This is a genomic window from Streptomyces bottropensis ATCC 25435, from assembly GCF_000383595.1.
Taxonomy (GTDB): Bacteria; Actinomycetota; Actinomycetes; order Streptomycetales; family Streptomycetaceae; genus Streptomyces; species Streptomyces bottropensis.
Window position 1 is genome coordinate 1,827,342 of record NZ_KB911581.1, and the last position, 20,702, is coordinate 1,848,043.

A 20,702-nucleotide genomic window follows, 5' to 3' on the forward strand; every position below is an offset into this window, starting at 1 on the left:
GCCGGTCGTCGCCCGCTGGACGTCTACGGCTCCGAAGGCGGGGGCGGTCGAGGTGGGACGGCCGGAACCGCCCGCCGCCCTGCGGGAGCCGGTGGTGGCGGTCGTGCCGGAGGGGGAGGTACGGGCTGTGCTCGGCGTGGCGCCGCCCGTGCCGGATGCCTCGGCCGGGGTGTGGCCGCGTCCTGCCACGGGCTGTCGGGCATGGCCGGGAGCAGGGGCAGTGCTCGTGCTCGCGTGCGGGGCGGCCGGTGGGGTGGCGGTCACGCCGGGGTGGGCGGGCGTACCGCTGGACGCCGTCGCCGCGCGCTGGACGGTGTCGGCGGTGGTGGGTCCGGGGGCGGCAGAGGCGCCGTGCGGGCTGGTGCCCGTACCGGCTGAGCGGGTTGTCGGCGTGGCAGGGGCCGTGCTGCGGGTGTCCGCCGCCGTACGGCCCGGGTGGGCCGCCGCCCGCTGGACGGTGCCTTCGGTGCCTTCGGTGCGTCCAGGTGCGGCGGGGGTGCCCGCGCCGATCGCTGGCGCCGGGGTTGCGCTACTGCCGGAGTGCGCTGCCGTACGGCCGGGGTGGGTCGCCGTCGGCCGGACGGTGGCCTCGGCGTGTCCGGGGGTGGGCGGGGGGCCCTGGGGGTTGGTTGGCGTGGGGCTGGGGTTTGCCGGCGTGCGCCCCGGGTGGGCTGTCGCCCGCTGGACGGCGCCTTGGGTGTGTCCGGGGGCGGAGTGGGGGCGTTGCGGGCTCGTGCTCGCGCTGCCCGAGTCGGTCGTCGTCTGCCGGACGGTGGCCTCGGACTGTCCAGGGGTGGCGGGGAGGCCCTGGGGGTTGGTCGGCGTGGGGCTGGGGTTCGCTGCTGTGCGGCCCGGGTGGGCCGTCGCCCGCTGAACGGTGTCTTCGATGCGTCCCGGGGAGATGGGGGTGTGTGGCGGGTTCGTGCCAGCGCTGCCCGAGTCGGTCGCCCTCGGCTGGGCGGTGACCTCGGAACGTCCCGTGACCCGGGGCGATCCGGAGGACGCGGGGGAACCCTGGGGGGAGCCCACCGCCGTACGGCCCGCAGGGGACGCAGGGGTCACAGGCGATGCAGGCGATGCGGGGGTCGCGGGGGTCGCAGAGGACGCATGGGTCGCCGCACGCTGGATGTCGAGCCCCGCGCGACCGACGTCGGGCGCCGTGTCGGCGGAGCCGCTGGACGTGTCGTCGATGCTGCCCACGGGGGTGTCGCTGCCGACTGCCGCCGCCGGCCGGACCGTTGCCGCCAGAGGGGCACCGGAGGCGTCGCCCTGACCCACACCCGAGGCCCCCGGCCCCGAGGCCCCCGGCCCCGAGGCCCCCGGCCCCGAGGCCCCCGGCCCCGAGGGCGCCGACCCCGACGCGCCGGGCCCCGACGCCGCACGCCTCGACGTCGTACCCCTCGGTGCGGCGTCGCCCGGCACCGACCGTTGCAACGAGACATCGCCGGAGGCGGCCCTGGGCCCGGACGAGGCAGCACCAGGGCTCTTGTGGCCGGACGGGGCCGCCGCATGGACGGCGGGGCGGCCGGACGGCTCGGCACCGACGACCGGGCGGCCGGACGGCGCCCCAGCGACCACCGCGTGCCCGGACGAGGCGGCACTACCGACCGTGGGCCCGGACGTCGCGCCGTCGGTGATGGCCGCGTGGCCGCCCGTGGTGCCGCCCGTTGCCGTCGGCCCACCGGTGGATCGGCCCGGGGCACTGCTCGGCGCCGCGGGCCCACTCGGAGCGTCGCCCGGCGTCCCGCTCGGTACCACCGGCCCGGACGACACAAGGCCCGCTGCCGTAGGCGCTGTTGAGCCACCCCCCGTGGCCCCGCCCCCCATGTCCCCGGCAGCCTGCGGCCGTACCGTCGGCAGCACGCGGCGCTGGACGGCCGGTGAGGCGGTGGGAACCTTGGTCAAGGGGGCCCGGCGGGTGGTGTGGGGCGGTACGGGAGTCACCCGGGGGCCGGCCGGCCGGGACGGCGTGACCTGGTACGGCGCGCGCTGCACCGGCCGTACGTCGCCGGGCGCGTCGGGCTGGGGCGCGGGCTCGTCGAGCGCCACCGGGAGGGTGCGTACGGGCAGTTCGAGGCCGGCCACCGGTGCGGCCGAAGTGGTGAGGACGTCCTTGACCAGCCCGCCCGGCGCTCCGGGCAGGACGGCGTGGGACAGGGTCCCGGTGAAGGAAGGGTTCTGCCAGGTGCTCAACCGCCCGCTGAACCCGGCGTCCGCGACAGCGGCCCGCCCTCCGAGGGCACGCTGGATCGGAGCGAGCCCCTCCCAGCCCCGCCCCGCGGCCGAGCCACCGCCCGCACCGGCGGCCGGAGCCGGACTCCCCTCCGAACTCGTGCCCGCGCCCGAACCCGCGCGCGAATCCGAACCCGAAGGCGACGGCGAACCCGACTCCGAGCCCGCACCCCCGGCCGCGGACGTCACCGAACCGACGGCACCGACCGCACCGACCCCACGTCCTGCCGCCCCCGCCGCGCCCGCGACACCCCGTAGCCGATCCAAGAACCCCACGTGTCAGCCCTCCGACCCGCCCCGTGTCACGAGGGACGCGATCTGTTCGGTGTAGCGGCGGCGGTCGTGGTGTTCGAGGTCGAGGATCTCCTCGAAGCCCCAGTGGAAGTGGTAGGCGACGTACGCGATCTCCTCGTGCAGCCGGTCGGTCGCGTACGTCACGATTCCCCCAGGCGGCTCCCGCCGAGTTCGACCTCGAACGGCTCGGAGCAGTGGGGGCACTCCACGGCCGCGCGGGTGTGGCCCTCCGCGTTGACCTGCCGGTAGAAGTCCTGGAGGAACGCGAGGTCGGACGCGAACATGTTCTCCACGATCCCGTCGTGGACCATCGGGAGGTTGCCCAGCCGGGTGATGACCCGGCCGAGCAGCACGACCGACAGATACGCCGGGTTCTCCTGGACGCGTACATCCCGCAGCGGGATCAGCTCGTCCCGGGCGGTGGCGAGACGCATCACGCCCTCCCGGTGGACGTTGCCCGCCTCGTCGACGTACCCGCGCGGCAGCTCGAACGGGAACTCCGTCCGCAGCCGCTGCGCCACCGGCGCGACCGCCGGGGCGGCGGCGGGAGGCACGGCGGTGGTGGGAAAGGGGGACGCGACCGAAGCCGCCTCGTCCCCGGCCCCCGCCACCGCACCCACCGCACCCGGACCCGCACCGGGGACGTCCACGATCGAGCCCGCGCCCGCGCCGGCCCTGCCAGCCGTGCGCCGCATTACTCGATGACCAGTTCTTCGAAGACGATGGTCACCGTCTCGGTGAGCGCGGACGCCTCGCCGGCCTTCAGGGTGCTGGCGTCGATCTTGCTGCACCAGGCGTTGCGCATGTTGTAGCGCTTCACCGGATTGTTCTGGTAATCCATCATGATGATCGACGCGTTCTTGCGCGCCGAGCTCATCTGGCCGTTGATGGAGTCGTTGATCCACGTGTTGAACGCGGCCGACTGGGTCATACCGCGGACCACGGTGCACTGACCGTTCTTCTGCACACCCGGCAGCAGGTTGACCTCGGGCCGGCCCTGCGCGGAGTTCTGCTGGTACGTGATGACGTCCTGTTCGAGGGTGAGGCCGCTGACCTCCGCGAGGTACTCGACCATCACCCCGTCGATCTGCAGGCCGAAATTGTGTGAGGTAAGGGCGTCACCCGGCGCGAGACTCATCTGTTCTGTGTCCTTCTAGGGGGTCGGGCAGGGGGGTGGGGCTGGAGAACTGGCTCGGTACGCGAACGCTGGTGGGCGCGGGCCGGCGAGGGCCTACTCCTCCAGCTCCCCGCTGCCGCTGGAGAACTGTGCCAGCCGGAAGATCACGAACTCGGCGGGCTTGACCGGCGCGATGCCGATCTCGCAGATGACCCGGCCGAGGTCGACCGACTCCGGCGGATTGGTCTCCTCGTCGCACTTGACGTAGTACGCGTCCTCGGGCCGCTGGCCGAAGAGGGCGCCGCTGCGCCACTCGTTGACCAGGAACGCGGAGACGTTGCGCCGGATCCGGGCCCACAGGGCGTGGTCGTTCGGCTCGAACACCACCCACTGGGTGCCGATCAGGATCGACTCCTCCAGGTAGTTGAAGTACCGGCGGATGTTGAGGTAGCGCCAGGCCGGGTCGGACGACATGGTGCGGGCGCCCCAGACGCGGATGCCGCGGCCGGGGAAGGCACGGATGCAGTTGACGCCGATGGGGTTGAGCAGGTCCTGCTCGCCGCGGGTGATCTGGAGTTCGAGATCCACCGCACCGCGTACGACCTCGTTGGCGGGCGCCTTGTGGACACCGCGCTCGAAGTCGTTGCGGGCCCAGACGCCGGCGACGTGACCGCTCGGCGGGATGACGCGGGACTGGCCGCTGGCCGGGTCGAAGACCTTGATCCAGGGGTAGTAGAGCGCCGCGTACTTGGAGTCGTACCCGGCGGTCTCCTGGCGCCAGACCCGGATCTGCCGGGCGTTGAGGCCGGGCGGCGGGTCGATGACGGCGACCCGGTCGCCCATCAGCTCACAGTGGGCGATCAGACCGAGCTGGACCGCCTTGACGGCCTCCAGGTCGATCGCGCCGCGCTGGTAGGCGGCCATCAGGTCGGGCACGGCGACCATGGAGATCTCGTCCACGGCCTCCAGCCCGCCGAAGCCGGTGCGGTCGGCGGAGTCGCCGAGGTACTGGGCCGGGCCGGGGTGGCCGTCGTCCGCCGCGACCGGCGTGACGGGCGCGGGCGCGGCGGGGGCCGCCAGTGCCACGGTCTGGTTGTCGGGGCGCGCGAGCTGCGCGGCCGGTGCCGTCTCCTGGACCGTGATGAGCTTGGAGCGCTCCTTGACCTGCGTGACGACGTAGTTGCGGCCGCCCTTCTTGGCGGTCACGTCGAAGGTCTCGACCGGCTTGTCACCGTCCTTGACGATCAGCCGGAACCGCTCGGCCGGGCCCTCGCCCTCGGGGTCGGCGACCTCGACGCTCAGCGAACCGCCCGCGATGGCGGTCACACTGAAGGTGCCCAGCTGCTTCGGCTCGCCCGGCGGCAGCGCGGCCGGCGCGGCGGTACCCGTCACCGCGGCCGGACCGCCCGCGGACGCGCCGCCCTGGTCGGTGCCGCCGACCCGGACGACGTACGCGGCGCTGCCGCCGTTGTTGAAGAACCCGTACACCGAGTGCGCGAGGTAGTAGCCGTCGGTGAACTCGCCGAAGGCCGCGACGTACTGGGACCAGTTGGTCACCAGGGTCGGCTCGTTCAGCGGTCCGGTCGGGGCCAGGCCGACGAAGGCGGCCACCGAGGTGCCCACACCCTCGATGGGACGCGAGCCGCTGGCCACCTCCTCGACGTAGACGCCCGGCGACAGGTAGGACGGCATGCTCTGCTCTCCTTGGGGTACGAGACAGGTCGCCTCTCACCCTCACGCGCGAAGCGCGTCCGTCGAAACGTCCTCGGGGACCTGATCGGGGGCATGTCCGTTGCCCCGAGGGGCAGTCGGGCCGATCGGCGCGGACACACCCGGGCCACCCCCCGGCGCCGGCCCGGCGGCAGCGCCCCCGTGAGCGCCCCCGAGCCCGCGCGCGCTGCCCTTTCGGGCACCGCGACCGTGCACCTTCTCCTCCTGACCCGGCTCCCGCGCTCCCGGTAGCGTCCTGACGTGAGCCTGTGGACTTCCCTCGAACCCGCCTCCGCGACTGTGGACCCCGGGAGCAGTACGACGGTGCGGTTGCGTCTGCGCAACACCGGTGACGTCGTGGACGAATACCGTTTCGAGCCGGTGGGTGACATCGCGCCGTGGACGACCGTGGAGCCGCAGACGCTGCGGCTGTACCCGGGGACGACGGGGTCGGTGGATCTGACGTTCGCCCCGCCCCGCACCCCGGACGCGGTGGCCGGCCCGAACGCCTACGCGGTGCGGATCACGCCGACCGAGCATCCGGAGGCGACGACGGTTCCCGAGGGGAACCTGACGATCACCCCGTTCACGGAGGTGCGGACGGAACTCGTCCCGCCCACCGTGAAGGGACGTTTTCGGGGGCGGCCGAAGCTGGCCATCGACAATGTGGGCAACACCAAGGTCACCGCGTCGGTCAGCGGCAGTGACAACGGCGACCAGCTGTCGTACGACATCCATCCGAGCAACGTGCAGATCGAGCCCGGCCGCGCCGCGTTCGTGAAGGCCACGCTGAAGCCGCGCCAGATCACCTGGTTCGGGTCGAAGGAGGAGCGGCCGTACACCCTCGCGGTGAAGCGGTCGGGGGTCACGCCGCTCGACGTCGAGGGCACCTATGTACAGCGGAGTTTCCTGCCCGGCTGGCTCGCCACCTGTCTCGCGATCTGCCTGGCCCTCGCGATCACCTTCGTGACCCTCTGGCTCGCCTACCGGCCGAGGGTCGTCAGCGCCGCCACCGAGCTGCAGAAGACCGGGGTCAGCACGCTGGCGCCCAGCCCCTCGGCATCCGCGCCGGCCCCTCCGCCGCCCACGCCCTCCGCCCCGCCCGCCTCCTCGCCACCCCCGCAGGTGACGGAGACGGAGGCGGCCGGTGACACGACGGGCGGGAGCGGCGACGGCAGCGGCGGCGGGTCCGGCGGTGGCGGCGAGGAGAAGAAGAAGAAGCGCGCGCCCACGGCGGCGACCGCCGTACGGCGGCTGGCCGCGGCGGACCCGGGCGGCCGGCACATCTGCTACCGCGCCTTCGTGACCGGCAAGGGCTGGACGGCCCCGGAGTGCGACGGTGACACGGCCGGCACGGTGGGCCAGGGCCGGTCGCTCAAGGCCCTCAACATCGCGGTGTCCGGTGTCAACGGCACGGCCAGCGCCGCGTTCGTCCACAACCCCGACTCCACCAACGGTCAGGGCCACTACAACGGGAAGCCCTGGTCGAACGCGAAGGACGGCTTCGACAACTACTTCGGCAGCTCCAAGGCGGGCGCCCCGGACATGCTGGGCTTCACCATCAACGTCGACAACGGCGGCCGGGGGGTCTGTCAGTCGGTCCACCAGAAGGACCGCGGCTGGCAGAACCTGGCCTGCGACAAACCCGGCGAGGGTGAGCACTACATCTTCGGCGGCACCCTCGACAACGGCATCTGGCTCGAAGCGGTCAAGTTCACCGTGTGACAAGGCCGCCCGGGCGGGATCCGGTGGCCGTCGGGGCAGCCGGGCCTGCCCCGACGGCTCCTGACCGGACGCCGTCCGCCGCGTAGCGTCCTGACGTGAGCCTGTGGACTTCCCTCGAACCCGCCTCCGCGACAGTGGACCCCGGGAGCAGTACGACGGTGCGGCTGCGTCTGCGCAACACCGGTGACGTCGTCGACGAGTACCGCTTCGAGCCGGTGGGTGACATCGCGCCCTGGACCAGGGTGGAGCCCCAGACGCTGCGGCTCTATCCGGGGACGACGGGCACGGTGGAGCTGACGTTCGCCCCGCCCCGCACCCCCGACGCGACGGCCGGCCCGAACCCGTACGCGGTACGGATCACCCCGACCCAGCACCCCGAGGCGACGACCGTCCCCGAGGGGAACCTGACGATCACGCCGTTCACCGAGATGCGGGCGGAACTCGTCCCGCCGACCGTGAAGGGACGCTTCCGGGGGCGGCCGAGGCTGGCCATCGACAACCTCGGCAACACCAAGGTCACCGCCGCCGTCAGCGGCAGTGACAACGGCGACCAGCTGTCGTACGACATCCATCCGAGCAACGTCCAGATCGAGCCCGGCCGCGCCGCGTTCGTGAAGGCCACGCTGAAGCCGCGCCAGATCATCTGGTTCGGGTCCAGGGAGGAGAGACCGTACGCGCTCGCCGTCCAGCGGGCGGGCGTCGCCCCGCACGCCGTCGACGGCACCTACGTCCAGCGGGGGTTCCTGCCGGGCTGGCTCGCCACCTGCCTCGGGGTGGCCGTGGCCCTGGCGATCACTTTCGCGACGCTGTGGTTCGCGTACCAGCCCAAGGTCACCAGCGCCGCGACCGATCTCCGGCAGGCCGGTACGACGGCCCTGCCGAGCGGCAGCCCGTCCGCGATGGCGCCGGCGCCTAGCATCTCGGCGGCGCCGCTCCCGTCGGAGACGCCCGAGGCTCCCCCGGAGGAGAAGCAGGAGCAGCAGGAGGAGCAGCCGGAGAACCCGGGTTCGGGGGCGGGCTCGGGCTCAGGGGGTTCCGGGTCGGGGTCGGAGAAGGAACCGGACACGAAGCCCACGGCGAAGAAGCCCGCCGCCAAGGGGTTCGCCATCATCGGCCGGGGCTCGAACCGCTGCGTCGACGTCATGGACGCCAAGAACGGCAAGGGCAAGGACGGCACCCCCCTCCGGATCTGGGAGTGCGCCGGCACCGCCAACCAGAAGTGGGACTTCCGGGGCGACGGCACCGTCCGCTCCGTCGGGATGTGCATGGACGTCGCGTGGGGCTCGCGGGACGACGGCGCCGTCATCCAGCTGGCCAGGTGCAGCGGCAACCCCGCCCAGCAGTTCGTGCTGAGCACCGAGGGCGACCTGGTCAACCCGCAGGCCGACAAGTGCGTCGACGTGAAGGACAACGCCACCGGCGACGGCGCCAGGCTCCAGCTGTGGACGTGCGCGGGCACGCCCAACCAGAAGTGGCGCGTGAAGTAGCCCCGCCCCGGCGGGGGCCGCGCCCCCGCCGGAGTGCACTGCCCGGCGGCGGCAACCACCGTACGTCCGCTACCAGTTGCCCTCGCCCGGCACCAGCCGCCCGGCCTTGCGGTACTCGCGCTCGGCGCCCTCCCGCAGGTCGGCCGAGGTGACCGCCCCGCCCCGCCCGGCGGCGGCGTAGGCGGCGGTGACGACCGCGCTGCGGATGGAACCGCCGGCCAGCTCGAAGTCGCGGGCGACCGCCGCCGGATCGGTGTCGTCCGCGCGGGGCACCGCGGCGAGGCTGTGCCGCCACAGGGCCAGCCGCTGGGCGGTGTCCGGGAACGGGAAGTCGACCACCAGATCCAGCCGCCGCGTGAACGCCTCGTCGATGTTGGCCCGCAGATTGGTGGTCAGCAGGGCGATGCCGTCGAAGGACTCCAGGCGCTGGAGGAGATAGGCGCTCTCCATGTTGGCGTACTTGTCGTGGGAGTCCTTGACCTCGGAGCGCTTGCCGAACACGGCGTCCGCCTCGTCGAACAGCAGCACGGCGTCCGTGCGGTCCGCCTCGGTGAAGATCCGTTCGAGGTTCTTCTCGGTCTCGCCCACGAACTTGTCGACGATCGAGGAGAGTTGCACGACGTAGAGGTCCAGGCCCAGTTCGGCGGCCACGACCTCCGCCGACAGTGTCTTGCCGGTGCCCGACTCGCCCGCGAAGAGCCCGAGGACCCCGCGGCCCCGGCCGCCCCCGGCGCTCAGCCGCCAGTCGCCGAGGACCCGGTCGCGATGGCGGGCGCGCAACGCCAGTTCCCGCAGCTCGGCGAGGGGTTTGTCCGGCAGGACGAGGTCGTCCCAGCCGACGTCCGGGCGGATCCGGCGGGCGTGCCGTTCCAGACCGGAGGCCGACTGCAGCCGCGCGGCCAGCCGCAGATGGGCGGCGGTCACCTCGCTGCCGTCGAACGCCGCGAGGTCCACGGCCGCGCGGGCCGCCCGCTCGATCCGGTCACCGCCGAGCCGGTACGGGGCGACCGTGGCCGCCAGGTCGAACCCCGGCCCGTCCGCACCGGCACCGAGCGCCGCCGCCCAGACCTCCACGGCACCCGAGGACTGCCGGGGCACGTCGAGGACCAGCGGATCACGGTCGCACCACTGCGGGTCGTACGGCTGCGGGCCGGTGAACAGCACGGACACGTCGGCCGTCGTCAGCGCCCGGAACAGCGGCCCCGGGTGCTCCGGCAGCGGCGCCACCACGACCGCGCACCCGCGCAGCCGGGCCTCACGCAGCAGCGGGGGAAGCAGCTTGGCCGCCTCGTCCTCGGCCGCCGGGGGCGTGAAGTGCAGGGCCTCCACCCCCGCCGCGCGCAGGGCGGCCGAGGCCCGCGCCAGCCCGTCACCCTCCCGCCGCTCCCGCAGATGCACGGTGACCGGTGCGGCGGCCAGCCGGCCGGCCAGCCGGTCGGTGAACCCACCGTCCTCCGCGGACGCGGACGCTGACGCGGACATGGAGGCCGACGTGGACATGGAGGCCGACGTGGACGCGGACGGCGCCGGGAGCGACGGCGACGACGCGAGCGGACGCACGTGACCGGCCAGCGCCGCGTCCATCGTGTCGTCGCCGAGCAGATGCGCGACCAGCCGGTCGGGCACCCTCAACTCCCGTCCGAGGAAGGGTCGTTCGGGTTCCTCGACGGTCAGCAGGCCGAGCGCGCTCAGCGGCGCCGAGGGCAGGAACCGGGCCCGCGCCCGAGCCAGCTGCACGGGCAGCCCGCACAGATCGAGCGCGAGTCCGACGGTGGCCCGGCGCCGGCTGACGTCGTCGTTGAGATACCCGTACAGCTGCTCGTAGGAGCGGTCCAGATCGGGGGCCAGGGCGATCAGCAGGATGCGCGTGTCCAGCTCGGTCAGCCCGAGCCGCCCCGCGAGCCGCTCCAGCGGACCGCCAGGGGCCGCGCCCGCGCCGTCGGCGTCCTCGGCACCCTCGCCGTGCTCGGCGTCCTCGAACACGGGGGCATGCGACCCCGCAGACCCCTCCAGCAGATGCCGTACGCCCTCCTCGGACACGTACAGCCCCCGCAGCGGATCACCGGCCGTCGGATCACCGGCGCCGCGCTCCGCCACCAACTCGGCGACCCGGTCGCGCAGTCGGGCGAGCCGGAGGAGGAGCGCGTCGGTGCCGGAGGTGCCGGAGGTGCCGGGAGAGCCGGGCGAGCCGGAGGTCGCGGGGGCGGTGTGGGTGCTCAACGTCGCCCCTCCCCGGTGTCCGGCGCGGACGCCAACCGGCCCGGCCGGTGCGCGCGTTCCTCCGAGCCCTCCAGGGAGCCGTCCATGCCGCGTACGCGGATCGCCGCGCCCTCGGTGACCGGGGGACCGGCGTCGTACTCGGGGAAGGCCGGGAACGGGACGGTGACGACCAGGTCGAGGGACGGCTTCAGCTCGCCGCCCAGCGCGGACCAGATCTCCGCGAGGGACCGTGACTCGGAGTGCAGCCCCGCCACGGACAGCGGCACGGTCAGGCCCAGCGCCCCGAGCGCCCCCGGGAGTCTCTCGGCGGGCAGCAACTCGTGCGGCAGCAGCGTGGCCAGCACCGCCGAGAGCAGCCGGTGTTCGTCCTCGGGCCGCTTCGTCCAGGCGGTGACCAGGTACGACAGCCGGAACCAGCGGGGCGGCTGCCGGCGCCGCACGACGATGTCCCGGCTGTCACGGACCGGCATGTGGCCGCGCTGGCGACGGGAGACGTCCTCACGGATGTCGTACAGATAGGCGTTGACGGCGGGCGCGTTGCGCCGGGCCGCCCAGTCGCGGGTCGGCGCCTCGAAGGCGACGTCGATGCCGGAGCCGGCCAGGGCACCACCGCCGATCAGTCCCTTGAGGACCTCGTCCACCTCGTGGATCACGGTCGTGCTCCTGCTGTGTCGTGTGCCTGTCCCTCGATCCTGTCCGCCCGGAGGCATCCCTTCCAGACGCGCCGGGGACGACGAGGGGGCACGGTGCGCTGCCCAACGGGCCCGTTCCGTCTGCCCGTTCGATCAGATGTAGCCTTCCCGGAGGGCATAGGCCACCGCGTGCGCCCGGTTGCGCAGATGCAGCCGGGTGGTGAGCCCGTGCATCACGTTCTTGACGGTGCGTTCGGAGTAGGAGAGCTTGCTCGCGATCTCACCGGTGTCCATCCCCTCGGCGACGAGCCGGAGGACGTCGATCTCACGCGGCACCAGGCCGGACAGCGGCGCCCCGGTGCGGCCGGCCACGGAACGCTGCAACGTGCCCACCTGGTTGATCAGCCGCCCGAGCAGATCGGCGGGCAGGTCGCCGTCCCCGCGCGAGGCCGCGAGCACGGCCTGCGCCAGCCGGTGCGGGGTGGCCTCGTGGCGCCACACGATGGCCCCGACCCCGCACTCGATGACCTCCAGCAGCTCGGTCTCGCGGATCAGGCTCACCACCAGGACGGCCCTCGCCCCCTCGCTGCGCACCATCCGGCGCAGCGTGGACAGCAGCGACTCGTCCGGTGTCTCCCCGACCAGTACGGCCACGGTGCCCGGCCGTACCACGGCGTCGTCCTTCAGGTCGATCACCGGGTGCCCGCGCAGCTGGCTGAGCACGCCGGCCCGGGAGAGCGGGTCGAGGGTGTGGACCACGACCGGGATACGGCGCCGCGGTTCCTGGGACTCGGCCATGGCGGTGGCCGTGCCGGTGACCATGGCCGTGGCCGCCGGTGTGTCCGCGGTCCGGAATGTGCTGCGCAACCGTTTCTCCCGTATGCACGAAATCGCCGCTCCTGTGAGGGGAGTGGCCGAGGGGCTCGATTCACCCTTCTGTGTGGCGTGTGCGCCGCGCAATCGTGGAGGACCACGAGACACACCACGAGATCCACCCCGGGCCCGGCCACGGCGCTTTCCCGCCGACCTTCCGCGAGCGGTGCACCCGGACGGACCGTGCCCCGTCTACCGAAGCGGAAAACGACAGTCCACGACAGCCACCACCACGACGGTCACGACAGCCACCACCACGACGGTCACGACAGGAGACAGCGATGTGCGCGCCGGAACCGCTTCTCGAACGCCGTGAGCCCCTGGAGCTGCTGACCGCCGAGGCCGCCCGCGCCCGGACCGGCTCCGGCCGCCTCGTCCTGCTCCGGGGCGCCACCGGCACCGGCCGCACCGCGCTCCTGGAGGCCGCGGCCGACCGGGCGGCGGCGAACGGCATGCGGGTCCTGCGGGCCCGCTGCTCACCCGAGCACCGCTCCGTACCCTTCGACACCGTCTTCCAGCTCCTCGCCCACGGACCGGAGTTCGACCAGGCGGCGGGCGAGGCGCCGGACCCGCCGGGCACCCAGCCGCACCGGGGCATGCCCGCACGTCTGTGGCGGCTGCTGTGCTCCTACGCGGCCGAGTCCCCGCTGCTCGTAGCCGTGGACGACGCCCACCTCGCCGACGCCCCGTCCCGCCGCTGGCTCGTCGAGGCCGTCCGCCGCATCGACCGCCTGCCGGTGCTCCTGGTGGTCACCGAGCGCAGCCAGTACGACCTCGACCCCCCGGCGGACGGCTTCGCGCACGCCCTCTCCCCTGCCCTCGTGCACACCCGCACCCTGGCCCCGCTGAGCCCGGACGCCGGTGCGCGGCTGGTCCGTTCGGTCCACGGCGACGCCCCGCCGGACTGGGTCGACGCCTGCTTACGGGCGGGTGCGGGCAGCCCCCTGCTGCTGCGCGCCCTGCTGGCAGACCTCCGCGACGTCACCCCGGGGGCCCTCCCGGCTGCCCTTCCGGACACCTGCGCGGCGCTCTATCCGGGCACCTACGCCGCTGCCGTGGCCTGGTGGCTGGACAGCGCCGGGCCCGCCACCACCACCCTCGCCCGCGCGCTCGCCGCGCTGGACGACGAGGACACCCCGGTCCCGGCCGACGCCGACCTGCTCGCCCGGACGGCCGGGGTCGACCCCGCCCGCGTACCCGGCTGGCTCACCGCGACGACCCGCCTCGGCCTGCTGCGCCCCGACCCCGAAGGACGCCCCCGGTACGCCCACCCGCTGCTGCGGGACGCCGTGCTCGGCGGCTGGGCCGGCGCCGACCGGCAGGCCGCGCACCGCCGGGCGGCCGAGGCGATGCTGCACCGCGGCGACCACGCCGAGGCCGTCGCCGGCCAACTGCTGCGCTCCGGCCCCGTCGGCGAGGCCTGGGCGACCGGCGCCCTGCTCGACGCCGCCGACCTGGCCGTCCGCGACGACCGCAGCGACGACGCCCTCGCCCACCTCCGCCGCGCCCTCGACGAACCGATGCCGGCCGCCCGCCGGACCATGGTCCTCACCGAACTGGGCTCCCTGGAGTACGCCACCGTACGGTCCACCGCCGGCATCCCCCGGCTCGCCGAGGCCGTGCGCCTGCCCGGACCGCCCCGGGAACGCGTCCACGCGGCGGTCGCCCTCGGCACGGCCCTGGCCCGGCGCGGTGAGGCCCGGGCCGCCGTCGAGGTGCTGCGCGGGCTGCGCGACGAGCACCTGACGGGGCACCCGGACCTGATCCGCACCGTCCAGACGGCCTCCGCGCTGCTCTCCGACCACGACCAGGGCGTACGGCAGGAGGTGTACCGGTGGCTGCGGGAGACCGCCGAGCGCTCGCCCCACCAGGTCGGCACCGCCGGACAGGCCCTTCTCGTGCGCTACGAGGCCACCGCGGGCCTGACCTCGGCGGCCTCGGCGATGCACCGCGTGCGGGCCCTGCTCGCCCAGCCGGCCGATCCCCTGTCCGAGATCTTCCTGCTGGGCACCGCCGCCGCCGTCGCCCAGTGGGCCGACCAGCTCGACGAGGCCGAACGCCTCGTCCGGCGCGGCCTCGACGGCCGGCGCACCTCCCTGCTCCACCCCGCGCACCAGGCCCTCCTCGACGTCCGCATCGACATCGCCGCCGCCCGGGGCGCCCACGAGGAGGTCCTCGCCGACCCCGAGGTCGCCCGCGCGCTCACCGGCGGCCCCGCGTCCGCCAACGCGCTGGCCCACGCGGTCGTCGCCCTCGTGGAGACCGGCCGTACGGAGGAGGCCGCCCGCCTCGCCGACGGCTTCGACGTCCGGCACGCCCACGACTCCTGGGAGTTGAACCGCTTCCTCCACGCCCGCGGCCATCTCCGCGCCGCCACCGGCGACCCGGCCGCCGCGCTCGACGACTTCCTGGAGTGCGGCCGCCGCCAGTCCGCCCGGGACGTCGCCAGCCCCGTCGTCACCCCCTGGCGCTCCGCGGCCGCCACCTGCCACCTCGCCCTCGGCCGCACCAGGGAGGCCCTCGCCCTCGCCGAACGCGAACTCCGTCTCGCCACCGTCTGGAACACCCCCCGCGTCCTCGGCCGGGCCCTGTCCGTCCTCGGCACGGCGACGGGCGGCCGCCGGGGCCTGGAACTGGGGGACCGGGCGGTACGGACACTGCGGCAGGGGGTCGACGGGGCGACGGAGGAGGCCGCCGGGGCCGTCGGGGCCGCTGTCGTGGCCCTGGAGAGCGCCGCTTCGGCGGGCGGGGGCCGGCTGTCGGCCAGGGGCCCCGTGACCGCCAAGGGCGGCTGGAAGCAGGGCGGAGCACGCGTGAGCGCGACCGCCGCGCACGGCTGGGCGCCGGGCGGGGCCCTGGCACGGGCCGTGGGCGGCTGGTCCGCCGCGGTGCCGTCGACCGGCGGCTGGGCGGCGGACGACGCGCCGGACGGCCGGCGGACCGGGGCGCCGGGCGGATCACCGGTGACGAGGGAGCTGATACCGGCCCTCATGGCGCAGGGACGGGCGCTCGCCGCCGCCGGGGACCGGGCGCGGGCCCGCGACGCCTTCCGGGAGGCGGCCGAACACGCCGAACGCCTCGGCGCGCTCCGCCTGCGCGCCGTCGCGGAGGAAGCCCTGCGCGACGGCGGCGCCCGCCGCGCGGCGACGGCCCTGACCGGCCCGTCCGCGCTCACGGCGGCCGAGCGCCGGATCGCCGAACTCGCCGCGCAGGGGCACACGAACAGGGAGATGGCCCAGCTCCTCCACCTCGCCCGCCGCACCGTCGAGACCCATCTGACCAGCACCTACCGCAAGCTCGGCATCCGCCGCAGAGCGGAACTCGGCGCGGCCCTCGCGCACACCGGGGAGACCACGTGACCCGGCCGTCCGGCTCGGACCCCACTGCCCGAGGAGGCACCCGATGGGCGGACCGGGAGAACACCCCCTCCCAGCTGCTCGCCCCCCCCCGGAGCCGCCCAGGGCCGCACCCTGCTCCGCCACCGGGATGACGCGCCGGAGGCCTATCGTTACGACTACCACGGCGAGGAGACCGGCACCCACACCGCGCTGCGGATGCCGGCCGGCGCGGGCCGCTTCGCCCCCGCCGACGCCGAGTCCCCGGTCCTGTACCGGGGCGGCGACGTCGACCCCGCCGCGACCACCGCCCACGGAGCCGACGACGAGCACCCCGGCCACATGACGGACCTGCTCGATCCCGTCCTGCGCGCGAACCAGCGGGCCGTCCCGCCGAAGGACCCGCTCAGCACTCGATGATGTTCACCGCCAGCCCGCCCCGGGCCGTCTCCTTGTACTTGACGGACATGTCGGCGCCGGTCTCCTTCATGGTCTTGATGACCTTGTCGAGGGACACCTTGTGGGTGCCGTCGCCGCGCATGGCCATGCGGGCGGCGGTGACCGCCTTCACCGCGGCCATGCCGTTGCGCTCGATGCAGGGGATCTGGACGAGGCCGCCGACGGGGTCGCAGGTGAGGCCGAGGTTGTGTTCCATGCCGATCTCGGCCGCGTTCTCGACCTGCTCGGGGGAGCCGCCCAGCACCTCGGCCAGCGCTCCGGCCGCCATGGAGCAGGCGGAACCGACCTCGCCCTGGCAGCCGACCTCGGCGCCGGAGATGGAGGCGTTCTCCTTGAAGAGCATGCCGATGGCGCCGGCGGCCAGCAGGAACCGGACGACCCCGTCCTCGTCCGCGCCCGGCACGAAGTTGATGTAGTAGTGCAGGACGGCGGGGATGATGCCGGCCGCGCCGTTCGTCGGGGCCGTGACCACCCGGCCGCCGGCCGCGTTCTCCTCGTTCACCGCCATCGCGTAGAGCGTGATCCACTCCATGGAGCGGGCCAGCGGATCGCCCTCCGCCCGGAGTTGACGGGCCGACATGGACGCGCGACGCCGTACGCGCAGACCGCCGGGCAGGATGCCCTCGCGGGACATCCCGCGCGAGACGCATGCCTGCATCACACCCCAGATGTCCAGGAGCCCGGAGCGGATCTCGTCCTCGGTGCGCCAGGCCCGCTCGTTCTCCAGCATCAGCGCGGAGATCGACAGGCCCGTCTCCTTCGCCACCCGGAGCAGCTCGTCGCCCGTGCGGAAGGGGTACTTGAGGGGGGTGTCGTCGAGCTTGATGCGGTCCGCGCCGACCGCGTCCTCGTCGACGACGAAGCCGCCGCCGACGGAGTAGTACGTCTTCGACAGCACTTCCGTGCCCGCCGCGTCATGGGCCCAGATGGTCATGCCGTTGGCGTGGTAGGGCAGCGCCTTGCGGCGGTGCAGGACCAGGTCCTTGTCGAAGGAGAAGGGGATCTCGTGGTCGTCGAGGAGACGGATGCGGCCCGAGGTCCTGATCGCCTCCACGCGGTCGTCGGCCGACTCCACGTCCACGCTGCGCGGCGAGGCGCCCTCCAGCCCCAGGAGCACGGCCTTGGGGGTGCCGTGGCCGTGGCCGGTCGCGCCCAGCGAGCCGTACAGCTCGACGCGGACCGAGGCCACGTTCGCGAGCAGCTCCTCGTTGCGCAGTCGGCGTGCGAACATCCGGGCGGCTCGCATCGGGCCGACCGTGTGGGAGCTGGACGGGCCGATGCCGATCGAGAACAGGTCGAAGACCGAGATGGCCACGGTGACTCCTCAGAACGGGGGAGGGTGGTGCGGGGAGTGGGGCACCGCGCTCACTCCCCAGTGTGCGCGGTGCCCCGGAAAAGCGGGGTGTACGGCGATGAAGCCCGGGTTACTTCCCGAGCGTCGGGTAGAGCGGGTGCTTGTCGGCGAGGGCCTTGACCCGGGCCTTGAGTGTGTCGGTGTCGGGGTCGGGCTTGAGGGCCTGGGCGATGACGTCGGCGACCTCGGTGAAGTCCTCGGCGGTGAAGCCGCGGGTGGCGAGGGCGGGGGTGCCGATGCGCAGGCCGGAGGTGACCATCGGGGGGCGGGGGTCGTTGGGGACGGCGTTGCGGTTGACGGTGATGCCGACCTGGTGGAGGCGGTCCTCGGCCTGCTGCCCGTCGAGTGCGGAGTTGCGCAGGTCGACCAGGATCAGGTGGACGTCGGTGCCGCCGGACAGCACGTCGATGCCGGCTTCGCGGGCGTCGGGGGCGGTCAGCCGCTCGGCGAGGATCTTCGCGCCCTGGACCGTGCGCCGCTGGCGCTCCTTGAACTCCTCGCCGGCGGCGACCTTGAAGGAGACGGCCTTGGCCGCGATGACGTGCTCCAGCGGGCCGCCCTGGAAGCCGGGGAAGACGGAGGAGTTGAGCTTCTTGGCGAACTCCTTGCCGCGGGCGAGGATGATGCCGCCGCGGGGGCCGCCGAGGGTCTTGTGGGTGGTGGAGGTGACCACGTCCGCGTACGGGACCGGGTTGGGGTGCAGCCCGGCCGCCACCAGTCCGGCGAAGTGGGCCATGTCGACCCACAGGTATGCGCCGGTCTCGTCGGCGATGCGGCGGAAGGCGGCGAAGTCGAGCTGCCGGGGGTAGGCGGACCAGCCGGCGATGATGACCTTCGGGCGGTGTTCCTTGGCGAGGCGTTCGACTTCGGCCATGTCGACGACTCCGGCGTCGTCGACGTGGTAGGCGACGACGTCGAACTGTTTGCCGGAGAAGTTCAGGCGCATGCCGTGGGTGAGGTGGCCGCCGTGGGCGAGGTCGAGGCCGAGGATGGTGTCGCCGGGCTGGGCGAGGGCGAAGAGGGCGGCCTGGTTGGCGGAGGCGCCGGAGTGGGGCTGGACGTTGGCGTACTCGGCGCCGAAGAGGTCCTTGAGGCGGTCGATGGCGATCTGTTCGGTGACGTCGACGTGTTCGCAGCCGCCGTAGTAGCGGCGGCCGGGGTAGCCCTCGGCGTATTTGTTGGTGAGGACGGTGCCCTGGGCCTGCATGACGGCGAGGGGGGCGAAGTTCTCGGAGGCGATCATCTCCAGGGTGGACTGCTGGCGGTGCAGCTCGGCGTCGACGGCGGCGGCGACCTCGGGGTCCAGCTCGTGCAGGGGAGTGTTCAGCAGCGACATGCGTACGACCTCGTCTTCTCAGCCGGCGGTGTGGGCGGCGTACTCGTCGGCGGAGAGCAGGTCGTCCGGCTCCTGCGCGACACGTACCTTGAACAGCCAGCCGCCCTCGAACGGGGCGGTGTTCACCAGCGACGGGTCGTTGACGACGTCCTCGTTGATCTCGGTGATCTCACCGGACACCGGCGAGTACAGGTCGCTCACCGACTTGGTGGACTCCAGTTCGCCGCAGGTCTCGCCCGCGGCCACCGTGGAGCCCACGTCGGGAAGCTGGGCGTAGACGACATCGCCGAGCGCGTTCGCCGCGAACTCCGTGATGCCGACCGTCGAGACGCCGTCCTCGGCGACCGACAGCCACTCGTGCTCCTTGCTGTAACGCAGCTGCTGGGGGTTGCTCATGGCCTGAATTCTCCTGTACGCGGGGGAGTGGTGATGAAGGGGGGACGGCTGAAACCGCTGTTGAGCAGCGCGGATGTGCCGAGGGTCACGCTCGGTACGACTACGGGCGAACGCTACGAAGGTGTCACTTCTGCCGCTTGTAGAAGGGCAGCGCCACGACCTCGTACGGCTCGTGGCTGCCCCGGATGTCCACGCCCACACCGGCGGTGCCCGGCGCGGAGTGCGTGGCGTCGACGTACGCCATGGCGATCGGCCTGCCCAGCGTCGGGGAGGGCGCTCCGGAGGTGACCTCGCCGATCACCTGGCCGTCGGCGACGACCTGGTAGCCGGCGCGCGGCACCCGGCGGCCCTCGGCGACCAGGCCCACGAGGACGCGCGGCGGGGCCGAGGCGGCACGCTCGGCGGCTGCCGCCAGCGCCGTGCGCCCGACGAAGTCGCCGTCCTTCTCGAACTTCACGACCCGCCCGAGCCCGGCGTCGAACGGCGTCAACGCGGTGGACAGCTCGTGCCCGTACAGCGGCATGCCCGCCTCCAGGCGGAGCGTGTCCCGGCAGGACAGCCCGCAGGGCACGAGACCGACGCCCTCGCCCGCCTTGGTCAGCGCCTGCCACAGCTCGACGGCGTGCTCCGGCTTCACGAACAGCTCGAAGCCGTCCTCGCCGGTGTAGCCGGTGCGCGCGATCAGCGCGGGGACCCCGGCGACCGTGCCCGGAAGGCCCGCGTAGTACTTCAGACCGTCGAGGTCGGCGTCGGTGAGGGCCGCCAGGATGCCGGGCGACTCGGGCCCCTGGACGGCGAGCAGCGCGTACGCGTCCCGGTCGTCCCGCACCTCGGCGTCGAACCCGGCGGCACGCTCGACGAGCGCGTCCAGCACCACCTGGGCGTTGGAGGCGTTCGCGACGACGAGGTACTCCGTGTCCGCGAGCCGGTAGACGATCAGGTCGTCGAGGATGCCGCCGTCCTCGCGGCAGATCATGGTGTAGCGGGCGCGGCCGGGCTTCACACCGCCGATGTTGCCGACCAGCGCGTGGTCGAGCAGCGCGGCGGCGCCGGGACCGGAGACGGTGATCTCGCCCATGTGGGAGAGGTCGAAGAGACCGGCCTTCGTGCGGACGGCGAGGTGCTCGTCGCGCTCGGAGCCGTAGCGCAGGGGCATGTCCCAGCCTGCGAAGTCGGTCATCGTCGCACCGAGGGCACGATGCAGGGCATCGAGCGCGGTACGGCGCGATCCAGCGGTGGGGCTACTGCTCATCGGTTCTGCTCCCAGGGCATGACAGGCGAGGGCGATCCTCCCCTTCTGTCATCGGAACCTGAGAGGTTCACCGCGACCGCGCGTACCGGTGGTCGTGGTTTGCACCTTGGGTGGAGCCGGCCCCTACGGAAGAGGCGCGGCCCGCTTTTCAGATGTGCCTCGCCCGCGCGGTATCTGGGCCTGAGAGATTCAAGGGAGGGACTTGCTCCTTCGGCGCCCCAGCGAGACTGCTGGGAGCTCTCCCGCGCGGATTCAAGCGGCCGGTATGCAGTTGGCGCGC

15 protein-coding genes, 1 pseudogene and 2 riboswitches are annotated in these 20,702 nt (G+C 73.6%); of the genes and pseudogenes, 4 read left to right on the forward strand and 12 right to left on the reverse strand.

Annotated elements, in window-relative coordinates; genetic code table 11:
• From STRBO_RS44110 to STRBO_RS0108230, 5 genes and pseudogenes are all read right to left on the reverse strand, one after another.
• Positions 1–189: pseudogene (locus STRBO_RS44110) on the reverse strand (hypothetical protein); the annotation flags it as partial.
• A gap of 2,322 nt (positions 190–2,511) precedes the next feature.
• Complete coding sequence (locus STRBO_RS43690; RefSeq protein WP_005480066.1) at positions 2,512–2,670, reverse strand: DUF6760 family protein; 159 nt, start codon at positions 2,668–2,670, stop codon at positions 2,512–2,514.
• Positions 2,667–3,221 (reverse strand): hypothetical protein, encoded by a 555-nt coding sequence (locus STRBO_RS0108220; protein WP_005480065.1) that lies wholly within the window; start codon positions 3,219–3,221, stop codon positions 2,667–2,669. The genes STRBO_RS43690 and STRBO_RS0108220 overlap by 4 nt, the downstream gene beginning before the upstream one ends.
• Positions 3,221–3,664, reverse strand: coding sequence for a phage tail protein (locus tag STRBO_RS0108225; protein ID WP_005480063.1), 444 nt, complete (start codon positions 3,662–3,664; stop codon positions 3,221–3,223). Before STRBO_RS0108225 ends, STRBO_RS0108220 begins: the two co-directional genes overlap by 1 nt.
• A gap of 93 nt (positions 3,665–3,757) precedes the next feature.
• Entirely contained in the window at positions 3,758–5,335 is a 1,578-nt protein-coding gene (locus STRBO_RS0108230; RefSeq protein ID WP_005480061.1) for a phage tail sheath family protein, read from the reverse strand.
• A 279-nt stretch (positions 5,336–5,614) separates the two neighbouring features.
• Between STRBO_RS0108230 and STRBO_RS0108235 the strand changes: the two genes are divergently transcribed.
• Both STRBO_RS0108235 and STRBO_RS0108240 read left to right on the forward strand, forming a co-directional pair.
• Complete coding sequence (locus STRBO_RS0108235; RefSeq protein ID WP_005480057.1) at positions 5,615–7,078, forward strand: hydrolase; 1,464 nt, start codon at positions 5,615–5,617, stop codon at positions 7,076–7,078.
• A 95-nt stretch (positions 7,079–7,173) separates the two neighbouring features.
• Entirely contained in the window at positions 7,174–8,565 is a 1,392-nt protein-coding gene (locus tag STRBO_RS0108240; RefSeq protein WP_005480055.1) for an RICIN domain-containing protein, read from the forward strand.
• Positions 8,566–8,634: 69 nt separating this feature from the next.
• Here STRBO_RS0108240 and STRBO_RS0108245 read toward each other — a convergent pair whose 3' ends face one another.
• The 3 genes from STRBO_RS0108245 to STRBO_RS0108255 form a co-directional block, all read right to left on the reverse strand.
• Positions 8,635–10,785, reverse strand: a complete 2,151-nt coding sequence (locus tag STRBO_RS0108245; RefSeq protein WP_020114049.1) for an ATP-binding protein — start codon at positions 10,783–10,785, stop codon at positions 8,635–8,637.
• Positions 10,782–11,438 carry a Pvc16 family protein gene (locus tag STRBO_RS0108250; RefSeq protein ID WP_005480053.1) on the reverse strand — a complete coding sequence of 219 codons (657 nt, stop codon included), beginning with the start codon at positions 11,436–11,438 and terminating at the stop codon, positions 10,782–10,784. Before STRBO_RS0108250 ends, STRBO_RS0108245 begins: the two co-directional genes overlap by 4 nt.
• A 132-nt stretch (positions 11,439–11,570) precedes the next feature.
• Entirely contained in the window at positions 11,571–12,239 is a 669-nt protein-coding gene (locus tag STRBO_RS0108255; protein WP_005480051.1) for a helix-turn-helix transcriptional regulator, read from the reverse strand.
• A 332-nt stretch (positions 12,240–12,571) separates the two neighbouring features.
• Here STRBO_RS0108255 and STRBO_RS0108260 point away from each other — a divergent pair, with 332 nt between their 5' ends.
• A complete protein-coding gene (locus STRBO_RS0108260; RefSeq protein ID WP_020114051.1) occupies positions 12,572–15,649 on the forward strand; it encodes a LuxR family transcriptional regulator in 3,078 nt (1,025 codons plus the stop codon).
• A 195-nt stretch (positions 15,650–15,844) separates the two neighbouring features.
• The gene (locus STRBO_RS0108265; RefSeq protein WP_005480047.1) at positions 15,845–16,045 is read left to right on the forward strand and encodes a hypothetical protein; all 201 of its coding nucleotides are present in this window, start codon (positions 15,845–15,847) and stop codon (positions 16,043–16,045) included.
• Here the strand turns inward: STRBO_RS0108265 and STRBO_RS0108270 are convergent.
• The 4 genes from STRBO_RS0108270 to gcvT form a co-directional block, all read right to left on the reverse strand.
• Complete coding sequence (locus STRBO_RS0108270) at positions 16,032–17,399, reverse strand: L-serine ammonia-lyase (RefSeq protein WP_005480045.1); 1,368 nt, start codon at positions 17,397–17,399, stop codon at positions 16,032–16,034. The two genes, STRBO_RS0108265 and STRBO_RS0108270, sit on opposite strands and share 14 nt — an antisense overlap.
• A gap of 109 nt (positions 17,400–17,508) precedes the next feature.
• A complete protein-coding gene (gene glyA / locus STRBO_RS0108275) occupies positions 17,509–18,774 on the reverse strand; it encodes a serine hydroxymethyltransferase (RefSeq protein WP_005480044.1) in 1,266 nt (421 codons plus the stop codon).
• An 18-nt stretch (positions 18,775–18,792) separates the two neighbouring features.
• A complete protein-coding gene (gcvH, locus tag STRBO_RS0108280; protein ID WP_005480043.1) occupies positions 18,793–19,170 on the reverse strand; it encodes a glycine cleavage system protein GcvH in 378 nt (125 codons plus the stop codon).
• Positions 19,171–19,294: 124 nt separating this feature from the next.
• On the reverse strand, positions 19,295–20,422 hold the full coding sequence (gene gcvT / locus STRBO_RS0108285; protein WP_028796541.1) for a glycine cleavage system aminomethyltransferase GcvT: 1,128 nt from the start codon (positions 20,420–20,422) through the stop codon (positions 19,295–19,297).
• Between the two features lie 35 nt (positions 20,423–20,457).
• Positions 20,458–20,580: riboswitch (glycine riboswitch) on the reverse strand.
• Positions 20,581–20,677: riboswitch (glycine riboswitch) on the reverse strand.
• Positions 20,678–20,702: the final 25 nt, after the last annotated feature.

What these genes read in the sequence shown, in the direction of transcription:
- STRBO_RS0108260 (WP_020114051.1), top strand. Translation starts at nt 12,572, where the DNA reads ATGTGCGCGCCGGAACCGCTTCTCGAACGCCGTGAGCCCCTGGAGCTG.
- STRBO_RS0108230 (WP_005480061.1), bottom strand. Translation starts at nt 5,335, where the DNA reads ATGCCGTCCTACCTGTCGCCGGGCGTCTACGTCGAGGAGGTGGCCAGC.
- STRBO_RS0108225 (WP_005480063.1), bottom strand. Translation starts at nt 3,664, where the DNA reads ATGAGTCTCGCGCCGGGTGACGCCCTTACCTCACACAATTTCGGCCTG.
- gcvH (WP_005480043.1), bottom strand. Translation starts at nt 19,170, where the DNA reads ATGAGCAACCCCCAGCAGCTGCGTTACAGCAAGGAGCACGAGTGGCTG.
- glyA (WP_005480044.1), bottom strand. Translation starts at nt 18,774, where the DNA reads ATGTCGCTGCTGAACACTCCCCTGCACGAGCTGGACCCCGAGGTCGCC.
- gcvT (WP_028796541.1), bottom strand. Translation starts at nt 20,422, where the DNA reads ATGAGCAGTAGCCCCACCGCTGGATCGCGCCGTACCGCGCTCGATGCC.
- STRBO_RS0108220 (WP_005480065.1), bottom strand. Translation starts at nt 3,221, where the DNA reads ATGCGGCGCACGGCTGGCAGGGCCGGCGCGGGCGCGGGCTCGATCGTG.
- STRBO_RS0108265 (WP_005480047.1), top strand. Translation starts at nt 15,845, where the DNA reads ATGCCGGCCGGCGCGGGCCGCTTCGCCCCCGCCGACGCCGAGTCCCCG.
- STRBO_RS0108255 (WP_005480051.1), bottom strand. Translation starts at nt 12,239, where the DNA reads ATGGTCACCGGCACGGCCACCGCCATGGCCGAGTCCCAGGAACCGCGG.